The sequence below is a fragment of the Pseudoalteromonas sp. 2CM37A genome, assembly GCF_023161885.1.
Classification (GTDB): domain Bacteria; phylum Pseudomonadota; class Gammaproteobacteria; order Enterobacterales; family Alteromonadaceae; genus Pseudoalteromonas; species Pseudoalteromonas atlantica.
In genome coordinates this window covers 327,898-342,853 of the sequence record NZ_JALNTJ010000001.1, presented here as the reverse complement: position 1 = coordinate 342,853, position 14,956 = coordinate 327,898, and the positions used below count along the sequence as shown (strand labels likewise).

11 protein-coding genes are annotated in these 14,956 nt (G+C 41.0%); 3 read left to right on the top strand and 8 right to left on the bottom strand.

Translation table 11 applies throughout. The annotated features are described in order from the left end of the window. The first annotated feature begins 194 nt into the window (after window positions 1–194). The gene (locus MTF68_RS01475; RefSeq protein WP_248461428.1) at window positions 195–1,775 is read left to right on the top strand and encodes a BCCT family transporter; all 1,581 of its coding nucleotides are present in this window, start codon (window positions 195–197) and stop codon (window positions 1,773–1,775) included. Between the two features lie 119 nt (window positions 1,776–1,894). On the opposite strand, the gene MTF68_RS01470 is transcribed toward MTF68_RS01475, so the two are convergent. The 5 genes from MTF68_RS01470 to MTF68_RS01450 all read right to left on the bottom strand — a co-directional run bounded on the left by MTF68_RS01470 (window position 1,895) and on the right by MTF68_RS01450 (window position 9,992). Then, complete coding sequence (locus tag MTF68_RS01470) at window positions 1,895–2,599, bottom strand: 3'-5' exonuclease (RefSeq protein WP_064385440.1); 705 nt, start codon at window positions 2,597–2,599, stop codon at window positions 1,895–1,897. Between the two features lie 3 nt (window positions 2,600–2,602). After that, complete coding sequence (locus MTF68_RS01465) at window positions 2,603–4,498, bottom strand: DUF294 nucleotidyltransferase-like domain-containing protein (protein ID WP_004587882.1); 1,896 nt, start codon at window positions 4,496–4,498, stop codon at window positions 2,603–2,605. A 136-nt stretch (window positions 4,499–4,634) separates the two neighbouring features. Then, complete coding sequence (locus MTF68_RS01460) at window positions 4,635–7,712, bottom strand: efflux RND transporter permease subunit (RefSeq protein ID WP_248461427.1); 3,078 nt, start codon at window positions 7,710–7,712, stop codon at window positions 4,635–4,637. Window positions 7,713–7,714: 2 nt separating this feature from the next. After that, window positions 7,715–8,731, bottom strand: a complete 1,017-nt coding sequence (locus MTF68_RS01455) for an efflux RND transporter periplasmic adaptor subunit (RefSeq protein ID WP_248461426.1) — start codon at window positions 8,729–8,731, stop codon at window positions 7,715–7,717. A 253-nt stretch (window positions 8,732–8,984) separates the two neighbouring features. Next, on the bottom strand, window positions 8,985–9,992 hold the full coding sequence (locus MTF68_RS01450; protein WP_024034100.1) for a rhodanese-related sulfurtransferase: 1,008 nt from the start codon (window positions 9,990–9,992) through the stop codon (window positions 8,985–8,987). A 198-nt stretch (window positions 9,993–10,190) separates the two neighbouring features. Here MTF68_RS01450 and MTF68_RS01445 point away from each other — a divergent pair, with 198 nt between their 5' ends. Further along, entirely contained in the window at window positions 10,191–11,516 is a 1,326-nt protein-coding gene (locus MTF68_RS01445) for a DEAD/DEAH box helicase (RefSeq protein WP_029774003.1), read from the top strand. Between the two features lie 2 nt (window positions 11,517–11,518). Next, entirely contained in the window at window positions 11,519–12,349 is an 831-nt protein-coding gene (locus tag MTF68_RS01440; protein WP_054982457.1) for a S1-like domain-containing RNA-binding protein, read from the top strand. A 251-nt stretch (window positions 12,350–12,600) separates the two neighbouring features. Here MTF68_RS01440 and MTF68_RS01435 read toward each other — a convergent pair whose 3' ends face one another. The 3 genes from MTF68_RS01435 to lapB all read right to left on the bottom strand — a co-directional run bounded on the left by MTF68_RS01435 (window position 12,601) and on the right by lapB (window position 14,954). Then, the gene (locus MTF68_RS01435) at window positions 12,601–12,975 is read right to left on the bottom strand and encodes a hypothetical protein (protein ID WP_004587876.1); all 375 of its coding nucleotides are present in this window, start codon (window positions 12,973–12,975) and stop codon (window positions 12,601–12,603) included. Between the two features lie 91 nt (window positions 12,976–13,066). Further along, on the bottom strand, window positions 13,067–13,771 hold the full coding sequence (gene pyrF, locus MTF68_RS01430) for an orotidine-5'-phosphate decarboxylase (protein WP_248461425.1): 705 nt from the start codon (window positions 13,769–13,771) through the stop codon (window positions 13,067–13,069). A gap of 46 nt (window positions 13,772–13,817) precedes the next feature. Next, window positions 13,818–14,954, bottom strand: a complete 1,137-nt coding sequence (lapB, locus tag MTF68_RS01425) for a lipopolysaccharide assembly protein LapB (RefSeq protein WP_054982456.1) — start codon at window positions 14,952–14,954, stop codon at window positions 13,818–13,820. Window positions 14,955–14,956 lie beyond the last annotated feature (2 nt).

Here is a 14,956-nt window from a genome sequence, read left to right as displayed (position 1 = left end):
AGGAATCAGGCATATATAACCAAATAGTTTTACATTTACGATTTAACTCATACACTATTAAGGGTATGATCAGCGATTAATTTAGTTAGTCCTCAAATAAGTTTTATTGTAAATAATGCAACTTACTTTGTGGCTAATTAACTTAGTGTTATGCCGGAACTCTCTGGCTTGTTAGGACAACATAAGAGGTATTCATGAGCGAAAATCATGACAAGTATAGTATTGATAATACGGACTACACCATAGGTCAAGATAACGTGCAAAAATGGGGATTTGATATACATAATCCTGTTTTTGGTATTAGTGCCGGTTTGATTGTCATCTTTTTAGTCGCCATTCTCGTTTCGGATGCGCAAACAGCCAAAGCAACGCTTGATGGTATTAAGCTCGATATAATAAATAACTTTGATGCGTTTTTTATGTGGGCAGCAAACTTCTTTGTTATATTTTGTTTGGCATTAATTGTATCGCCATATGGTAATATTCGTTTAGGCGGAGAAGGAGCTAAACCAACGCACTCGCGTATGTCATGGCTTGCCATGTTATTTGCCGCAGGTATGGGTATTGGGTTAATGTTTTGGGGTGTTGCAGAGCCTGTAGCTTACTTTACTGGCTGGTACGAAACCCCACTTAATGTAACCGCAAATACGCCAGAGGCTGCAAAAGTAGCAATGGGTGCAACCATGTTTCACTGGGGGCTTCACCCGTGGGCTATTTATGCCGTTGTAGCGCTCTCACTTGCGTTTTTTACTTATAATAAAGGTCTTCCTTTATCAATTCGTTCAATTTTTTATCCACTATTAGGCGACAGAGCTTGGGGCTGGCCTGGTCATATTATTGATATTCTTGCCGTGCTTGCCACTTTGTTTGGCCTTGCAACCTCATTAGGTTTAGGCGCACAGCAGGCTTCTGCAGGTATTAATCATGTATTTGGAACTGATGGCGGCGTAGGCGCACAATTATTGGTTATTATTGGCGTTACCTTACTAGCTATTATCTCAGTAGTACGCGGCATTGATGGCGGCGTAAAGGTCCTTAGTAATATAAACATGCTCATTGCATTTGCCCTACTCCTGTTTGTTGGTTTAGTTGGCTTTGCTGTGGCAATCGGTAACGTACCAAATACGGTTATGGGTTATGTTGAAAATATTATTCCACTGAGCAACCCACATGGCCGAGAAGACGAAACATGGATGCACGGTTGGACTGTATTTTACTGGGCATGGTGGATTTCGTGGTCACCGTTTGTAGGTATGTTTATTGCGCGTGTTTCTCGTGGTCGTACAATTAGAGAGTTTTTAATCGCTGTATTATTAATTCCTACTGCGGTTACTATTTTATGGATGTCTATTTACGGCGGCATTGCAATAGACCAAGTTGTTCAAGGTATAGGTAGCTTAGGCGTAAACGGTTTAACCGATGTACCTATGGCGATGTTCCAAATGCTAGACGAACTGCCTATGTCGAGCGTGCTTTCGTTCCTAGCTGTGGTTTTAGTATTAGTGTTTTTCATTACCTCTTCTGACTCGGGTTCATTAGTTATCGACTCAATTACAGCAGGCGGTAAAGTGGATGCACCAGTACCACAACGCATCTTTTGGGCTACGGTTGAGGGCTCTATTGCTGCTGCTTTATTATGGATTGGCGGTACAGAGGCGATTCAAGCATTACAAGCGGGTGCTGTTTCAACAGGTCTTCCGTTTACTTTAGTGTTACTACTAATGTGTGTAAGCCTATTATTAGGATTACGTACTGAGCCTCGCGCTGTTAAATAATTAGTCGCTTGCCAGTAAACTAAAAAACGCCGCATAATATGCGGCGTTTTTATTGGCTAAGCTAAACTTTGGTTAATAAGTTTAAACCTGTATTACCCTCGCTAGAATTTAAAATAAATTTAACTTAGTAATTCAGCCAGTGGCGTATCATCGCGGTAATGGTATTGCAGCTGCGCAATCAACAGCTCTGCTGTGGCTAATGCATCAGTTAGCGCATTGTGATTATGATAGGCAGGTAAAGAGTATCGACTGCGGCAATCTGTGAGTCTAAGTGAGCCTACCTTTTGATTAAACAAACGCCCTATTAAGCCTTGGCGGGCGCGCAACGCTCGTTGCTCAATTTCCATGGTATCGACTAATGCAAACTGGATCCCTTCGTTAATTCTCGCAAGTAATGCATTATTTAAAAAGTGCCGCTCTATCGCTGCATAATGCACCACCACGACTTTACCACTAAGTGCATTAAGTAGCGGCCCTAGTCGAGAGGTTAAATCGGGAGCATCATCCACTTCTGAATGCGTAATACCATGAATAACAATCGACTCCTCACTTAAGCTTTTACGAGGCTGTACTACCCAATGCTTAGCATGTGTGCAATATACTCTTTGCATTGTAAAAGGGACTAAGCCAATACTGACTATATCGTCCACCTCACTATTTAGACCGGTTGTCTCAAAATCAAGAGCCACAAAAGAAATGTCTTTTATGGGCGTGTGCGTATCACCATAAGCGTGCTGATAAAACGCTTTTAAATGCTCATTTTTAGCGTTGTTAGCCAGTGTTTTATAATGAGCCTGCCAGTCAAAATACGATTGCTTAGCCATTCGCTACTTAACACCCGCATTGGCTGAGTAGCTAAACTTTAAGTAGCTTTGTGCTTTTTCGAGTATGGCAAACGCTTCTTTTAAATTGCGTTGCTCAAACGGCGAAAGTAAATGCGGGTCTATGTCGTTATCGGGCTCTTCTTCTTGCTCTATTTGCCATGCTTGATGGCGAATTCGCATCATGGCAATGTATTCTAACGCGTCACGTAAATCCTGTGCTTTACCCTCAGGTAACAGGCGCGATTCAATAATATCTTCAAGGCGTTCAAACGAATTTTGCTTACGAGAGCCTATCGCCAGTGCATGCACTCTTATCACATCAGAAAGCGGCGCGGTGCCTCTGCGTTTTAAGTTCATTGAGCGCTTATGCTGGCCGTTATGCTCAAGCACAAAGCCTTTAAAAAACCCAAGTGGCGGTGTGCGGTTTCGGGCATTGGCGGCCATATTTGCTAAAAACACCCGGTTTTGTTTACTTTGCTTAGCAATAAAAATTTTAAGCTCGTCGGCCCACTTTGTTTTCCCCCAGACCCCATCTAAATCAAAAAATATTGAGCTGTTAAGTAGGGCTTGTGGTTTAGGTAAGGCTATCCACTGTGAGAATTGATCAAACCATTGCGAGCGTGTTTTACGCCATTTTTTAAATGAGGCCATAATTTCGCCGCTGCAATAGGTATAACCACATTGCGCTAAGCCATCACACACAAAATCAGAAATATTTTGAAAGTACTCGTTGTGTTTTTCATCATCGTAATTGTCATCCAAAATAAGCGCGTTATCTTGATCTGTTACAATAAGTTGTTCGTCTCGCGCCATAGAGCCTAACGCTATAAAACAGTAAGGTACTGGCGGCGGTCCATATTTTTCTTCAGCCAGTACTAATAAGCGCTGTTTAAAAGTACGCCCTATTACCGCCATTGCCGTACCAATCATATGTGAATTAGCATCTTCGTTTACCATACGTACAAATACATTGGGCAGCTGGCGCGCGTAATGTGCTAAATCTTCAATGGTTTGCTGCGCTAAAATACCGCGTACCAAGAGTAAACTACTTTGCGACTCGTACCTTAAAATATCGGATAGTGAAATAACCCCAATAGGTCGGCGCTTTTGTACCACAGGTAAGTGGTGCAAGTTGTCGCGCAGCATGGCAAGGACGGCTTCAAATACATAGGCATTTGAATCAAGCAGTACAAGATTAGTCGACATAATTTTATCTGCGGTAACATCAAGCCCAAGGCCTTCGGCTACCACTTTTGTGCGTATATCGCGGTCGGTAATAATGCCTACAATTTGCCCATCGTCTTCTTCTGGGTCGTCGCTTATTGGTTTGTCTAAATCGGTAACTAACACAGAAGATACCGCTTCTTCTGTCATTACTTTAGCAACATCTTGTATGGTGGTTTGCGTACTTAGCGTTACCACATCGCGATGAATGAGCGACTTAACTTTGGCGGTTGTTAAATCGTTGCTGTCGGCTTGCTCAACTAACGCTTGGCGAAGGCGTACATTGCCATCGGCTTCAAAATAATCAGCAAAGCCGTCAAACTCGTCACAAAAACGGTTAAACAGCGTAAAGTTAATACAGTACACTAGGGTGTCTTCGAGCGCCTTTGCAGGAAAGCGCACTTTACGATTCATCAACAAGCCCATTTGGCCAAAAATACCGCCCACATCTAAGCGATTATAAAGCTCGTTATTACGACGATAAATTTCTACAGAGCCACTGCGAATTATAAATAAATCAGCGATGTCTTGGCCTAACGTTAAAATATCAGTTTGCGAGCGGTAGTAAGCTACTTCAACTTGTTGCGCAAGCTCGTTTAAAGCGTTTGTCGGTAAGTCATCAAATGGCGGGTGCTGCGCTAAAAATTGCGCAATTTCAACTTGTTCGGCTTGCATTGGAATTCCTTGTGGCCACACAAAAAGGCATGTATATGCTTAAGTGGCTATCTTAACAAACAAGTAGTGCCAATCAAGCCATAACCATGCCCAGTACACTTTTAATTTAAAAACGTTGCTGGGCATGGCTTTAAGGTTAGATTTTTTCAAGCTCTTGTGCGAGCTGCTTAGATTCATCCCCCCTTGGCGTGGTAAAGCGTGCTAAGCCTAAGTAAATTACCGGAGTAAGATAAAGCGTAAACAACACCGCAAGTGCTAATCCGCCAAACACCACCCAGCCAATTGCATTTCGGGCCTCAGCCCCTGCGCCTGTAGAGAGAATTAACGGCAATGCTCCAAGTAGAGTAGATATAAGGGTCATCGTAATTGGGCGTAAACGTACCAGCGCAGCTTGCTCGACGGCTTTTCTGACCGTTAAACCTTGATCGCGTAATTGGTCTGCAAATTCAACAAGCAAAATTGCGTTTTTAGCGATTAAGCCTATCAGCATCACTAAACCAATTTGAGAGTAAATATTTAACGACGTGCCGGTTAAATAAAGCGCTAATATGGCCGAGGTAATACCAAAGGGAACGGTTATCATAACCACAATGGCACTATTTACATTTTCAAATTGAGCAGCCAATACTAAAAATACAATTAAAAAAGCAAGTACATAAGTTACAAGTACTTCGCTAGATGTTTCTTCATACGTAAGCGCTTCGCCTTTAAACGCTAGTGCAATACCTGGCTCTAACGATTGCTCAGACACCGTTTTTATTTGCTCTACTAAAGCAGCAATGGTTAACGATTCTGGCAACTCCATACTGAGCTCTATTGAGCGGCGCTGGGCATGACGTTCAAGCTCTGCAGCCACCCCCTCTTCAGAAATATAGGCCACACTACTTAATGGTACTAAACTGCCATTACCCGCTCTGATATATAAATTAGCCAAATCACTTGGACTGTTTATGGTTTGGTTTTGCGCTTGGAGCATAATTGGCACAGACTGATCGCCAATGTTTAAATCTTCTACGTCGTCGCCATTTATTGCTGCGCGCAAGGTTATGGCAATGTCGTCTAGCGATACACCGAGCTCTTGTGCACGGCGTCTGTCTATATTTACTCTTAGTTGTGGTTGCGATGGCTGATAAGAAATACGCACAGGTGCCACCTCAGGAACGGCTTTTTCTAATGCCGCAGAAAACTGCTGAGCCGCTTTAAATATTTGCAAATAATCTTGCCCAAGCAGCGCGATTTCAACGCCTCCCCCTTGACCACGTAGATTTAAACTATTAGCCCCACCTGGGTAAGCTGGTGCTCCTGGAATATCGCCAAGTGGCTGGCGTATCTTATTAATAATTTCTTGTTGGCTAAAATGGCGCTCATCCCAATGCTTTAATGGCACAGTAATAAACACAATATTAGGGTCCCATTGGCCTACCACAGTATAAATTGACTCAATTTCGCCGCTATCGACAAACGGAAGTAAAATATCTTCCATTTTTATCGCTTGCCTATCCATAAAGTTTAGTCCTACACCATCTGGGCCACGTGCAAATATACGAATTTTTCCTCGGTCTTCTGTTGGCAAAAGCTCGCTGTCTAAACTGGCGTACAACGCCCCTGAGCCTGCTGCAACCAATAAACAGAGCGCAAATGTAAGCCATGCATGGTTAAGCACTTTATGAATTGTTTTTGTATAAATACCACCCAACCAATGGCCTAGTTTAGCAAATGGGTGAAAACCGCCCTGCTTTAACTTTAATTTGGAGGTAAGAGCAGGCACTAATGAAAGTGCCACAAAGCTTGATATAATTACCGCACCGGCAAGTACTCCACCAAACTCTCTAAATAAGCGACCGGCAGTAGAGGGTAAAAACGCAATAGGTATAAATACAGCAGCAAGTACAGCCGTGGTTGCTACAACAGCAAAAAATACCTCGCGCGTGCCTATTACAGCAGCTGCCCGACGCCCTAAACCTAGCCCCCGCTGGCGCTGAATATTTTCACTTACTACTATGGCATCATCAACAATTAAGCCTGTGGCTAATACAAGCGCCAACAAGGTTAAAATATTTATTGAAAAACCCAGTGCCCATATAAGTGCTAAAGACCCTATTAAGGCAACAGGAATAGCAAAAGCAGGCACTAAAGTGGCGCGCCAAGAGCCAATAAATACCCACAAAGTGACAACCACTAACAATACTGTAAGTAATAAAGAGTAAATTACTTCATCTACTGAGCTTCTTATAAATTGTGCGTCATCGGAGGTAAGTGTAAATTCCATTTCTGGAAAGCGTGTTTGCATACTTGTAATAAGCTTTAGCACTTCATCTGATATTTCAATTGTATTTGATTGTGCTTGTCGAATAATTTCCATACCAATAACGGGCTTACCGTTTAGCCTTACCATAGAGCGCGGATCGGCAGGGCCAAAATACACAGCTGCAATATCACTAATTCGGGTATCGCCTTGTATTATAATATCGCCAACTTGTTCTGGAGTAATAGAGGTTGCATCGGCACGTACAATAATTTGCTGATCGTTTGACTTTAAACTCCCTGCTGGCACATCAAACGGCGCTTGGCTAAGCACTTGTGCTACATCGGGCACTGTTAAATTAAAGCTACTTAGTTTTAGCGGGTCTATCCGTACTCTTAATACTCGTTCTCTATCACCGTTTAAGCGTACATCTGCGACACCCGGAATAGTTAAAAATTGCGGCGCTAAGTCAACATTTACGCGCTCGGTAAGTGCTTCAAGCGATAAACTTTCACTTGAAACAGTGAGAGACACAACTGCCTCGGCGTCGTTGTCGGCTTTAATAATAGAAACACGTTCTACTTCCTCTGGAAGGTCTCGCTCTACACGTGCAACAGACTCACGCGTTTCATTCGCGGCGTCATCTAAATTTATGCCTGGTCTAAATTCGACCACAATACGTGCATTTCCCTCTTCACTTTGTGCGCGTATTGATTTAACGCCACTTACACGCGCTACTGCGCCTTCTAATTTGCTGGTTACTTCGGTATCAACGGTCTCAGGCGAGCCGCCAGGAAATGGCGCCGAAACCGTGATACGTGGTCTATCTACATCAGGAAGCTCTCTTACTTCAACACCCGCAATAGCGGCAATACCTGCAATAATAATTAATAAGTTAAGCACCACAATAAGTACTGGGCGGCGAATCGCCATTGAGGGTAAGTCTTGCATCATAGGTTGCTGTTTCATACCTACTCCTGCGTATCTTGCGCGGGTAAATTAAAGCTTAGCTCTTGGCCTGCACGTAAGCGTTGTACCCCTTCAATTACTAAAGTATCGCCTTTATTTAACGGCCCAGAAACCAATAATCGCCCCGCCAAGCGCTGCTCTATTTTTACATCAACACGTGTGGCTTTTTTATCAATGCTGGTCCATACATACGGGCCTGTTGCCCCCCACAGTAATGCAGCCTCAGGAACTGCAGCAAAACGCTCGCCTAACACTTCAATATGTACTCTAAAGCTCATACCAGGTAAAAATTGTTGTTTTTCATTATTTAGCTTGGCTTTAACACGTAAAGTACGAGTTTGTGGGTCTACGCGTGAGTCTAAATAGGCAATATCAGCCTTAATGGCAGTGTCTGATTGCCAAGGAAACACCGTTAAACTGCTTTTATTACGCAGCATACTGATAGCCGACTCCGGTGCGTTAAAATTTATGTACAAGCTTGTTGTGTCATCTATTGTGGCAATGGGGGTTAGCTCGGTTATTCTATCGCCTACCTCAACATCTGTTAAACCCATAATGCCATTTATTGGCGCAATTACTTTTCTGTCTTCAAGCTCAGTTTGGGCCTGTATGAGGGTGACTTTGGCAAGCTCTACAACGGTTTTAGCATCATCAACATCGCTTTTAGGCACTGCGCCTTTGGCCTGACTTTGTTCTAATCGTTTTAGTATTCGCTGGGTGTCGGCAAGTTTAATTTTAGCCTCATCAAGCGCTGCTTTTTGCCTACGAGAATCAAGTTCGAGTAAAGTATCGCCTTTTTTTACTTTATCACCTGGCTTAAAAAAAACGCCTGTTACTCTATCGCCTACTGCAGGGTACATTACAACCGAATGTATTGCCTCTGTATTTCCTACCGCTTGCACTTGTTGTTTAGCACTTTCGAGGGCAATTTTTTGTACAACAACGTTCGCGCTCATTGCAGGAAGGCTGAAAAACAGCAGCGAACTAAGCACACCGATTAAAAAGTTTTGCGATTTCAAAGTAACACCTTAATTAATTATTATTTCCATTACCTTACGAAGTCTAACAGCTGATTGATCAATAGGTAGGATAGAACGATAAATTAGCAAAACTATAAGATGAAATTAATTTGGTAATACCAATTACTTTTTGAAAAAGGCGCCTAAAGACTAAGCATTTATACAAATACAGGCAGGATTAAACTAAAAAGTGGCTATATAAATAAAAAAGCCCAGTATAAACTGGGCTATGTAGATAATAGGTAGTTAAAGATTATTTACCGCGCTGGGCTTCTTTTTGTGCTTTTTTAGCTTCTTTACGTTGTTGTAAAACCGCTTGCGCTTCATTACCAATGTGCCCTTCACCACGTGCTTGTGCTAATTCTATTTGCTTTTGACGCTCAGCAAAACGAGCACGTTGCTCATCGGTTACATTATCAATACAGTGATGACACGAAACACCTTCCATGTATTCTGGCTTTTGCTTTTCTTCTTCTGTAATCGGCATACGACACGCATGACATTGATCGTAAGAGCCTTTTTGTAAATCATGATTTACTGCTACACGATTATCAAAAACAAAACACTCGCCTTCCCACATTGTTTCTTCTTTTGGCACTTCTTCTAGGTATTTTAAAATACCGCCTTCAAGGTGGTAAACTTCATCAAACCCTTGCTCTTTCATGTAAGCCGTTGATTTTTCGCAGCGAATACCACCGGTACAAAACATGGCTACTTTTTTGTGTTTTTCTGGGTCTAAATTTTCTTTAGCCCACTGAGGGAACTCTCGGAAAGTTTTGGTATTAGGATCGACTGCATTTTGAAAAGTGCCAATTTCAATTTCGTAATCGTTACGTGTATCAATCAAAATTACTTCAGGGTCTGATATTAATGCATTCCACTCTTTAGGCTTAACATAGCTTCCCACTACTTTTAGTGGGTCAACCCCTTCAACGCCCATAGTAACAATTTCGTTTTTTAGCTTTACTTTAGTGCGGTAAAACGGGCATTCATCATCGTATGATTCTTTAGTCACTATGTCTTTTAGGTTTTCTTGTGTGTCTAACCACGCAAGTAAGTTATCTATTCCTTCGCGCTTAGCCGATACAGTACCGTTAATACCTTCAGCAGCAAGCAATAAAGTACCGCGTACTTCGTTTGCTTCCATCACTTCTAAAAGGGGTTTACGTAGTGCTTCAAAATTTGGCAAACCTACAAATTTGTACATTGCACACACTACAAAGTGCTCGTTTGTTACATCATCTTTATGAACAGCAGTCATTTTACTTCCTATTTTGCTTTGATAGCCTTAAGTGGCGTTTACCGAATCGTAAATCCGGCGCATATGGGGCGCGTATTTTACGCTTTTTATGATTAATTGCAAAAAATAGCGCGTTAGAATGGTTTTTACTGTCGGCATAACCCTTGTGTAAGCTATAATGCGGCCATTAATTTAAGTTGCACATTGGAGAACACGACTTTGCACTTTACTGATCTTGGGATTGATACTCGCCTTGAAACACAATTAGCACATCAAGGGATCACCCAGCCCACAGATATTCAAGCACATGCAGTGCCTACCGCACTTGCAGGGCATGACATTTTTGCTCAGTCTAAAACTGGGTCGGGCAAAACATTAGCGTTTTTATTACCTGCTGTTCAGCGAGTTATGAAACAAAAAGCGCTCAGTAAACGCGATCCACGTGTCCTCATTGTTGCACCAACCCGTGAGCTTGCAACGCAAGTATTTACGCAATTGCGTTTATTAATTGCGGGCACAAACATTAAAGCTGTAAAAATACTAGGTGGCGAGAACTTTAACGATCAAATTAAAGCCCTTCGTAACGACCCGCACTTTGTTGTGGCAACCCCAGGGCGTTTGGCCGATCACATCACAAAACGCTCATTACAATTAAGTGGGTTAGAGCTATTAATTTTTGATGAAGCCGACCGTATTTTAGACTTAGGTTTTACTGAACAGCTGAAAATGATTAACGAGCAAGCTAATCACCGCTTGCGCCAAACATTGTTGTTTTCAGCGACACTAGATCACGCTCAAGTAGATGCCCTATCGCGTAATTTATTAAAAAAGCCAAAACAAATTACACTGAGCGCCGCTAACGAGCAACACAGTGATATTAAACAAACACTCTATTTAGCCGATCACCTTGATCATAAAGAAGCGTTACTTGAGCATTTTTTAAAACAAGATGATGTTGGCCAATGTATTATATTTACAGCAACCCGTGCCGATACCAGCCGTTTAAGTGAAGCATTAAATGCAAAAGGTTTTAAATCGGTGGCTTTAGCTGGCGATTTAACACAGAGCAAACGCCTAGAGATCATGGACTCGTTTAGCCGCGAAAACTTTAAAATTTTGATCACCACTGATGTCGCTTCGCGAGGATTGGACTTATTAAGTGTAACGCACGTAATCAATTTTGATTTACCAAAACACGCTGAAGAGTATGTACACCGTATAGGTCGTACAGGCCGCGCCGGATTTAAAGGTAATGCATTATCGCTAGTAGGCCCTAAAGACTGGGCAAGCTACTTAGCAATTAAGTCGTTTTTGAACGACGAGCTGGTTTTTGCAAGCGTTGATGGCCTTAAAGCTAAATTTAAAGGTATAAAAGAGAAAAAGCCTGCAACAGCCGCTGTAAAAACTAAAAAAGTTGCACAGGTGAAAAAGCCGCAAGTTAAACGCAAGGCAAAACCTAAAAAACCAGCTGCACCTATAAAAGCCCCGATGAACATTGATGGCAATTCACCAATGCGCCGTAAAAAAAAGCCTGAGCAGGAATAATTATGAGTTACCTAGGAACAACACAAACCTTATTTGTAAAAGAAGTGAGCAATGAAGGTGCTTACCTTGATGGCCACGATTTAGGGGAAGTGTTTTTACCAAAACACGAAATTAAAGATGAACTTGAAGCTGGCGATAGCATAAGCGTTTTTATCTTTTTAGATAACGCCAATTTACCTACAGCAACAGTAAAAAAACCCCATGCCCAAGTTGGTGAATACGCACTGCTTCGTGTTAAAGAAATAAATAGCATTGGCGCTTTTTTAGATTGGGGACTAGAGAAAGATGTTTTAGCTCCATTTAACGAGCAAAAACCACGTATGCAAGAAGGTCATTCTTATTTAGTTCGCTTATATTTAGATAATGCGAGCCAACGTATTTGTGCATCAAGCAACTTTAATCGCTTTTTATCAAAAGATGAGCCTGAGTACACACATCTTCAAGAAGTTGATTTAATTGTTGCTGGTAAAACAGATATTGGCTACAAAGTGCTTATTGAAGAGTCTCACTTTGGGGTTGTGTTTTACAACATGGTATTTAAAAACTTATTTGTAGGGCAAAAGCTTAAAGGGTTTGTTCAAAAAGTACGAGAAGACGGAAAAATCGACGTTATACTTGAAAAGCCAGGCATGGGTAAAGTAAGTGAACTTGGCGATAAAATAATGGAAAAGCTTAAAAACGAAGGCGGCATACTAGCCATTGGTGATAAATCTGATCCTGAGCTTATCAAAAAAGTATTTTCAACCAGTAAAGCTAACTACAAAAAAGCCATTGGTGGTTTATTTAAGCAAGGCTTGATAGACATAGAAGCCAAATCTATCCGCTTAAAATAGTCGTAAACCTATTTATAAGCGCTAATATTATGTTGGCGCTTATAGTTAAATTTTTTCTAAATAGTCTAATTAAATGATTGTTCAAAGATGATAAAACGTTTTGATGAATAAAAAACGTTATTTAGCTATTATCACTAACGGCACTTATATTGCCCTATTTTCTGCCCTCACCTTCGCGTAAATAAAATTTTTTAAACAAAGCTAACACTTGGTTTTCCCTTCAAAAATAATTAGGGAATTGCTAATAGGCATTAGCCCATAATACGCTTATACGGCAACGTACATTCTGTATATTGCTTTGAATAATCAAGTATCTCAGCTTTGGTTTCTAAACTTAGTGGCGCCAACCTAAATACTTTATTTTCACATTCACTTTGTTTGTCGTCGTGATTTGAAATGCAATCTGACGTAGTTACGTTTTGGCGCGTTAAGCGCTCTTCATTTTTATAGCATAAGTGGTGTGCGTAGCCATGCATGGTTTGCTTAAATTCAAATAAATCGACAGGGTAATTTGCGACTAAGTCAGTAATCGTCGCTACTCCATCATAAGCTTTACTAGAAAAAACATATTTATTTACTGAAAAACCTGCAACAACAATTAAAATAGATCCAAAAATTAACTTCAAAATAAACCCCTTACTGCATTCTTAGTACTAATGTAGCATAAAAATGTATTCATAAAAGGGGTTTAGCACTAAATAATTGCTTTTTGTTAACTTAAACCAGCGACTTATTAACATCGGATAAAGTTTGTACCGGATCTGACGATTGTGTAATTGGTCTTCCAATCACTAAGTAATCGCTACCCGCTTCAATAGCTTGCTTAGGTGTCATAATGCGTTTTTGGTCGCCCACATCACTACCAGCCGGACGAATGCCAGGAGTAACTAGCTTAAACTCGCTACCTAATTGTGCTTTTAGCGCTTTCGCTTCTTGGGCAGAACATACTACGCCATCAAGCCCTGCATCTTTTGTTAATTTAGCTAAATGAATAACTTGATCTTGCGCTGATTTTTCAACACCCAAACGCTTTAGTTCAGCTTCGTCCATGCTGGTTAGCACTGTCACTGCAATTAATAAAGGTGCTTTATCACCAAACTTTTCAAGTGCAAGCTTTGCCTTATTCATCATTTCAAAACCACCTGATGCATGAACGTTTACCATCCAAACGCCCATATTAGCCGCTGCGGTGACCGCTTTTGCCACTGTGTTAGGGATATCATGGAATTTTAAATCTAAAAATACGTCAAAGCCTAAATCGATTAACAGTTTAACGAATGCAGGGCCAAAATAAGTAAACATTTCTTTGCCTACTTTTAAGCGACACGTATCTGGTGAGAGTTTTTTTACAAAATTAAGAGCCGCGTCTTGTGAATCGTAATCTAGGGCAATAAGAACTTTTTTTGTATCTTCTAAAGACATAACTATCCTAATGAATGGCAGTAAAGTTATAAATAGTTGGGGGTTATTAAAATCCGTCTAGGCCTCTACTTGGCACAATGGTTTCCCAATGTTTACAAGATGGGCAGTTCCAATAAATAGTGTGGCTTGTAAAACCACAATGTTGGCATTGAAAGTCTGGTTTTGTAGCTATATACGACGTAACTAGCTTATCAATTTCATCAAGTACTTCTTTGGTATTTGGATTTTTATCACCCATTAGCTGTAGTAAAAAGCTAAAACCTCGAATTGTAGGCTGACGTTTTAAGCTGTCAGTTAAAAAATCAAATGCCTGTTTAGTATTTCCCTGCTCTAACAGTGCTTGGCAATGTTTTATTTTTATTAGCACCCCACCTTTATCGAGCAAGTCACATAATAAATCATGAAACTGATGTGTTAAATTTAACTGCTTATAACTATGTGCAAGCTGATCAATAAACAAAGGCGCAAATAACGTAAATTGGCAAACGAGTTCACGCCAATAGTAAATTGCTTTTACGTAGTCTTCACTTGTGTACGCCGATAACCCTAATTCGTATAAAGGGCGAACCGCTTTGTAATTTAAGCTAATGGCTTTGTTCATTAATTGCGGTTTATTTTCGCTTAGAGCAGCTTCGCTGTAAAAATTAGCAATTGCTTTAAAATGCTGCTCTTTAACAAATAACTCACTGTGGGCTTCGAACATATTAATGCCCTTTTCCCACTCTCGAGTTTGCGAGTATAAAGTAATAATTGGGTCAAGTGCTTGTTCATGCCCAGCTTTAACAAGCCACACTAAATGCTCTTCTGCACCGTCTAATAAGCCGGCCATAATATAATCTTCGGCTAATTCTAGACGGCTAGCTGCGGCTTGTTGTTCATTTAAACTTGGGTGTTTTAAAAGGAGTTCATGAATTTTTATTGCGCGGTCAAGCTCGCCTCTTCGGCGAAACATAGTAGCAAGGGTTGAGTAGTGGTCAACAGAGTCAGCAGCCACTTCTAATAGGTTTATTAGATGCTCTAAGCCCTGATCTTCTTCTCTGTCTAGTAAAAACTTTAAGCCTTTACTGTATTCTGAAGTGATTTGGCGATTGAGTTGATGAGCTTGGTTTTTTGCACTATTTTTGCCCATAATCCAGCCATAACCGGCAGCAACAGGCAGTAGTAAAAACAAAAGCTCAATCATGA

Coding starts and splice junctions, on each gene's coding strand:
- pyrF (WP_248461425.1), bottom strand. CDS start 13,771: ATGTCTTTAGAAGATACAAAAAAAGTTCTTATTGCCCTAGATTACGAT.
- lapB (WP_054982456.1), bottom strand. CDS start 14,954: ATGATTGAGCTTTTGTTTTTACTACTGCCTGTTGCTGCCGGTTATGGC.
- MTF68_RS01470 (WP_064385440.1), bottom strand. CDS start 2,599: ATGGCTAAGCAATCGTATTTTGACTGGCAGGCTCATTATAAAACACTG.
- MTF68_RS01475 (WP_248461428.1), top strand. CDS start 195: ATGAGCGAAAATCATGACAAGTATAGTATTGATAATACGGACTACACC.
- MTF68_RS01450 (WP_024034100.1), bottom strand. CDS start 9,992: ATGACTGCTGTTCATAAAGATGATGTAACAAACGAGCACTTTGTAGTG.
- MTF68_RS01460 (WP_248461427.1), bottom strand. CDS start 7,712: ATGAAACAGCAACCTATGATGCAAGACTTACCCTCAATGGCGATTCGC.
- MTF68_RS01465 (WP_004587882.1), bottom strand. CDS start 4,498: ATGCAAGCCGAACAAGTTGAAATTGCGCAATTTTTAGCGCAGCACCCG.
- MTF68_RS01440 (WP_054982457.1), top strand. CDS start 11,519: ATGAGTTACCTAGGAACAACACAAACCTTATTTGTAAAAGAAGTGAGC.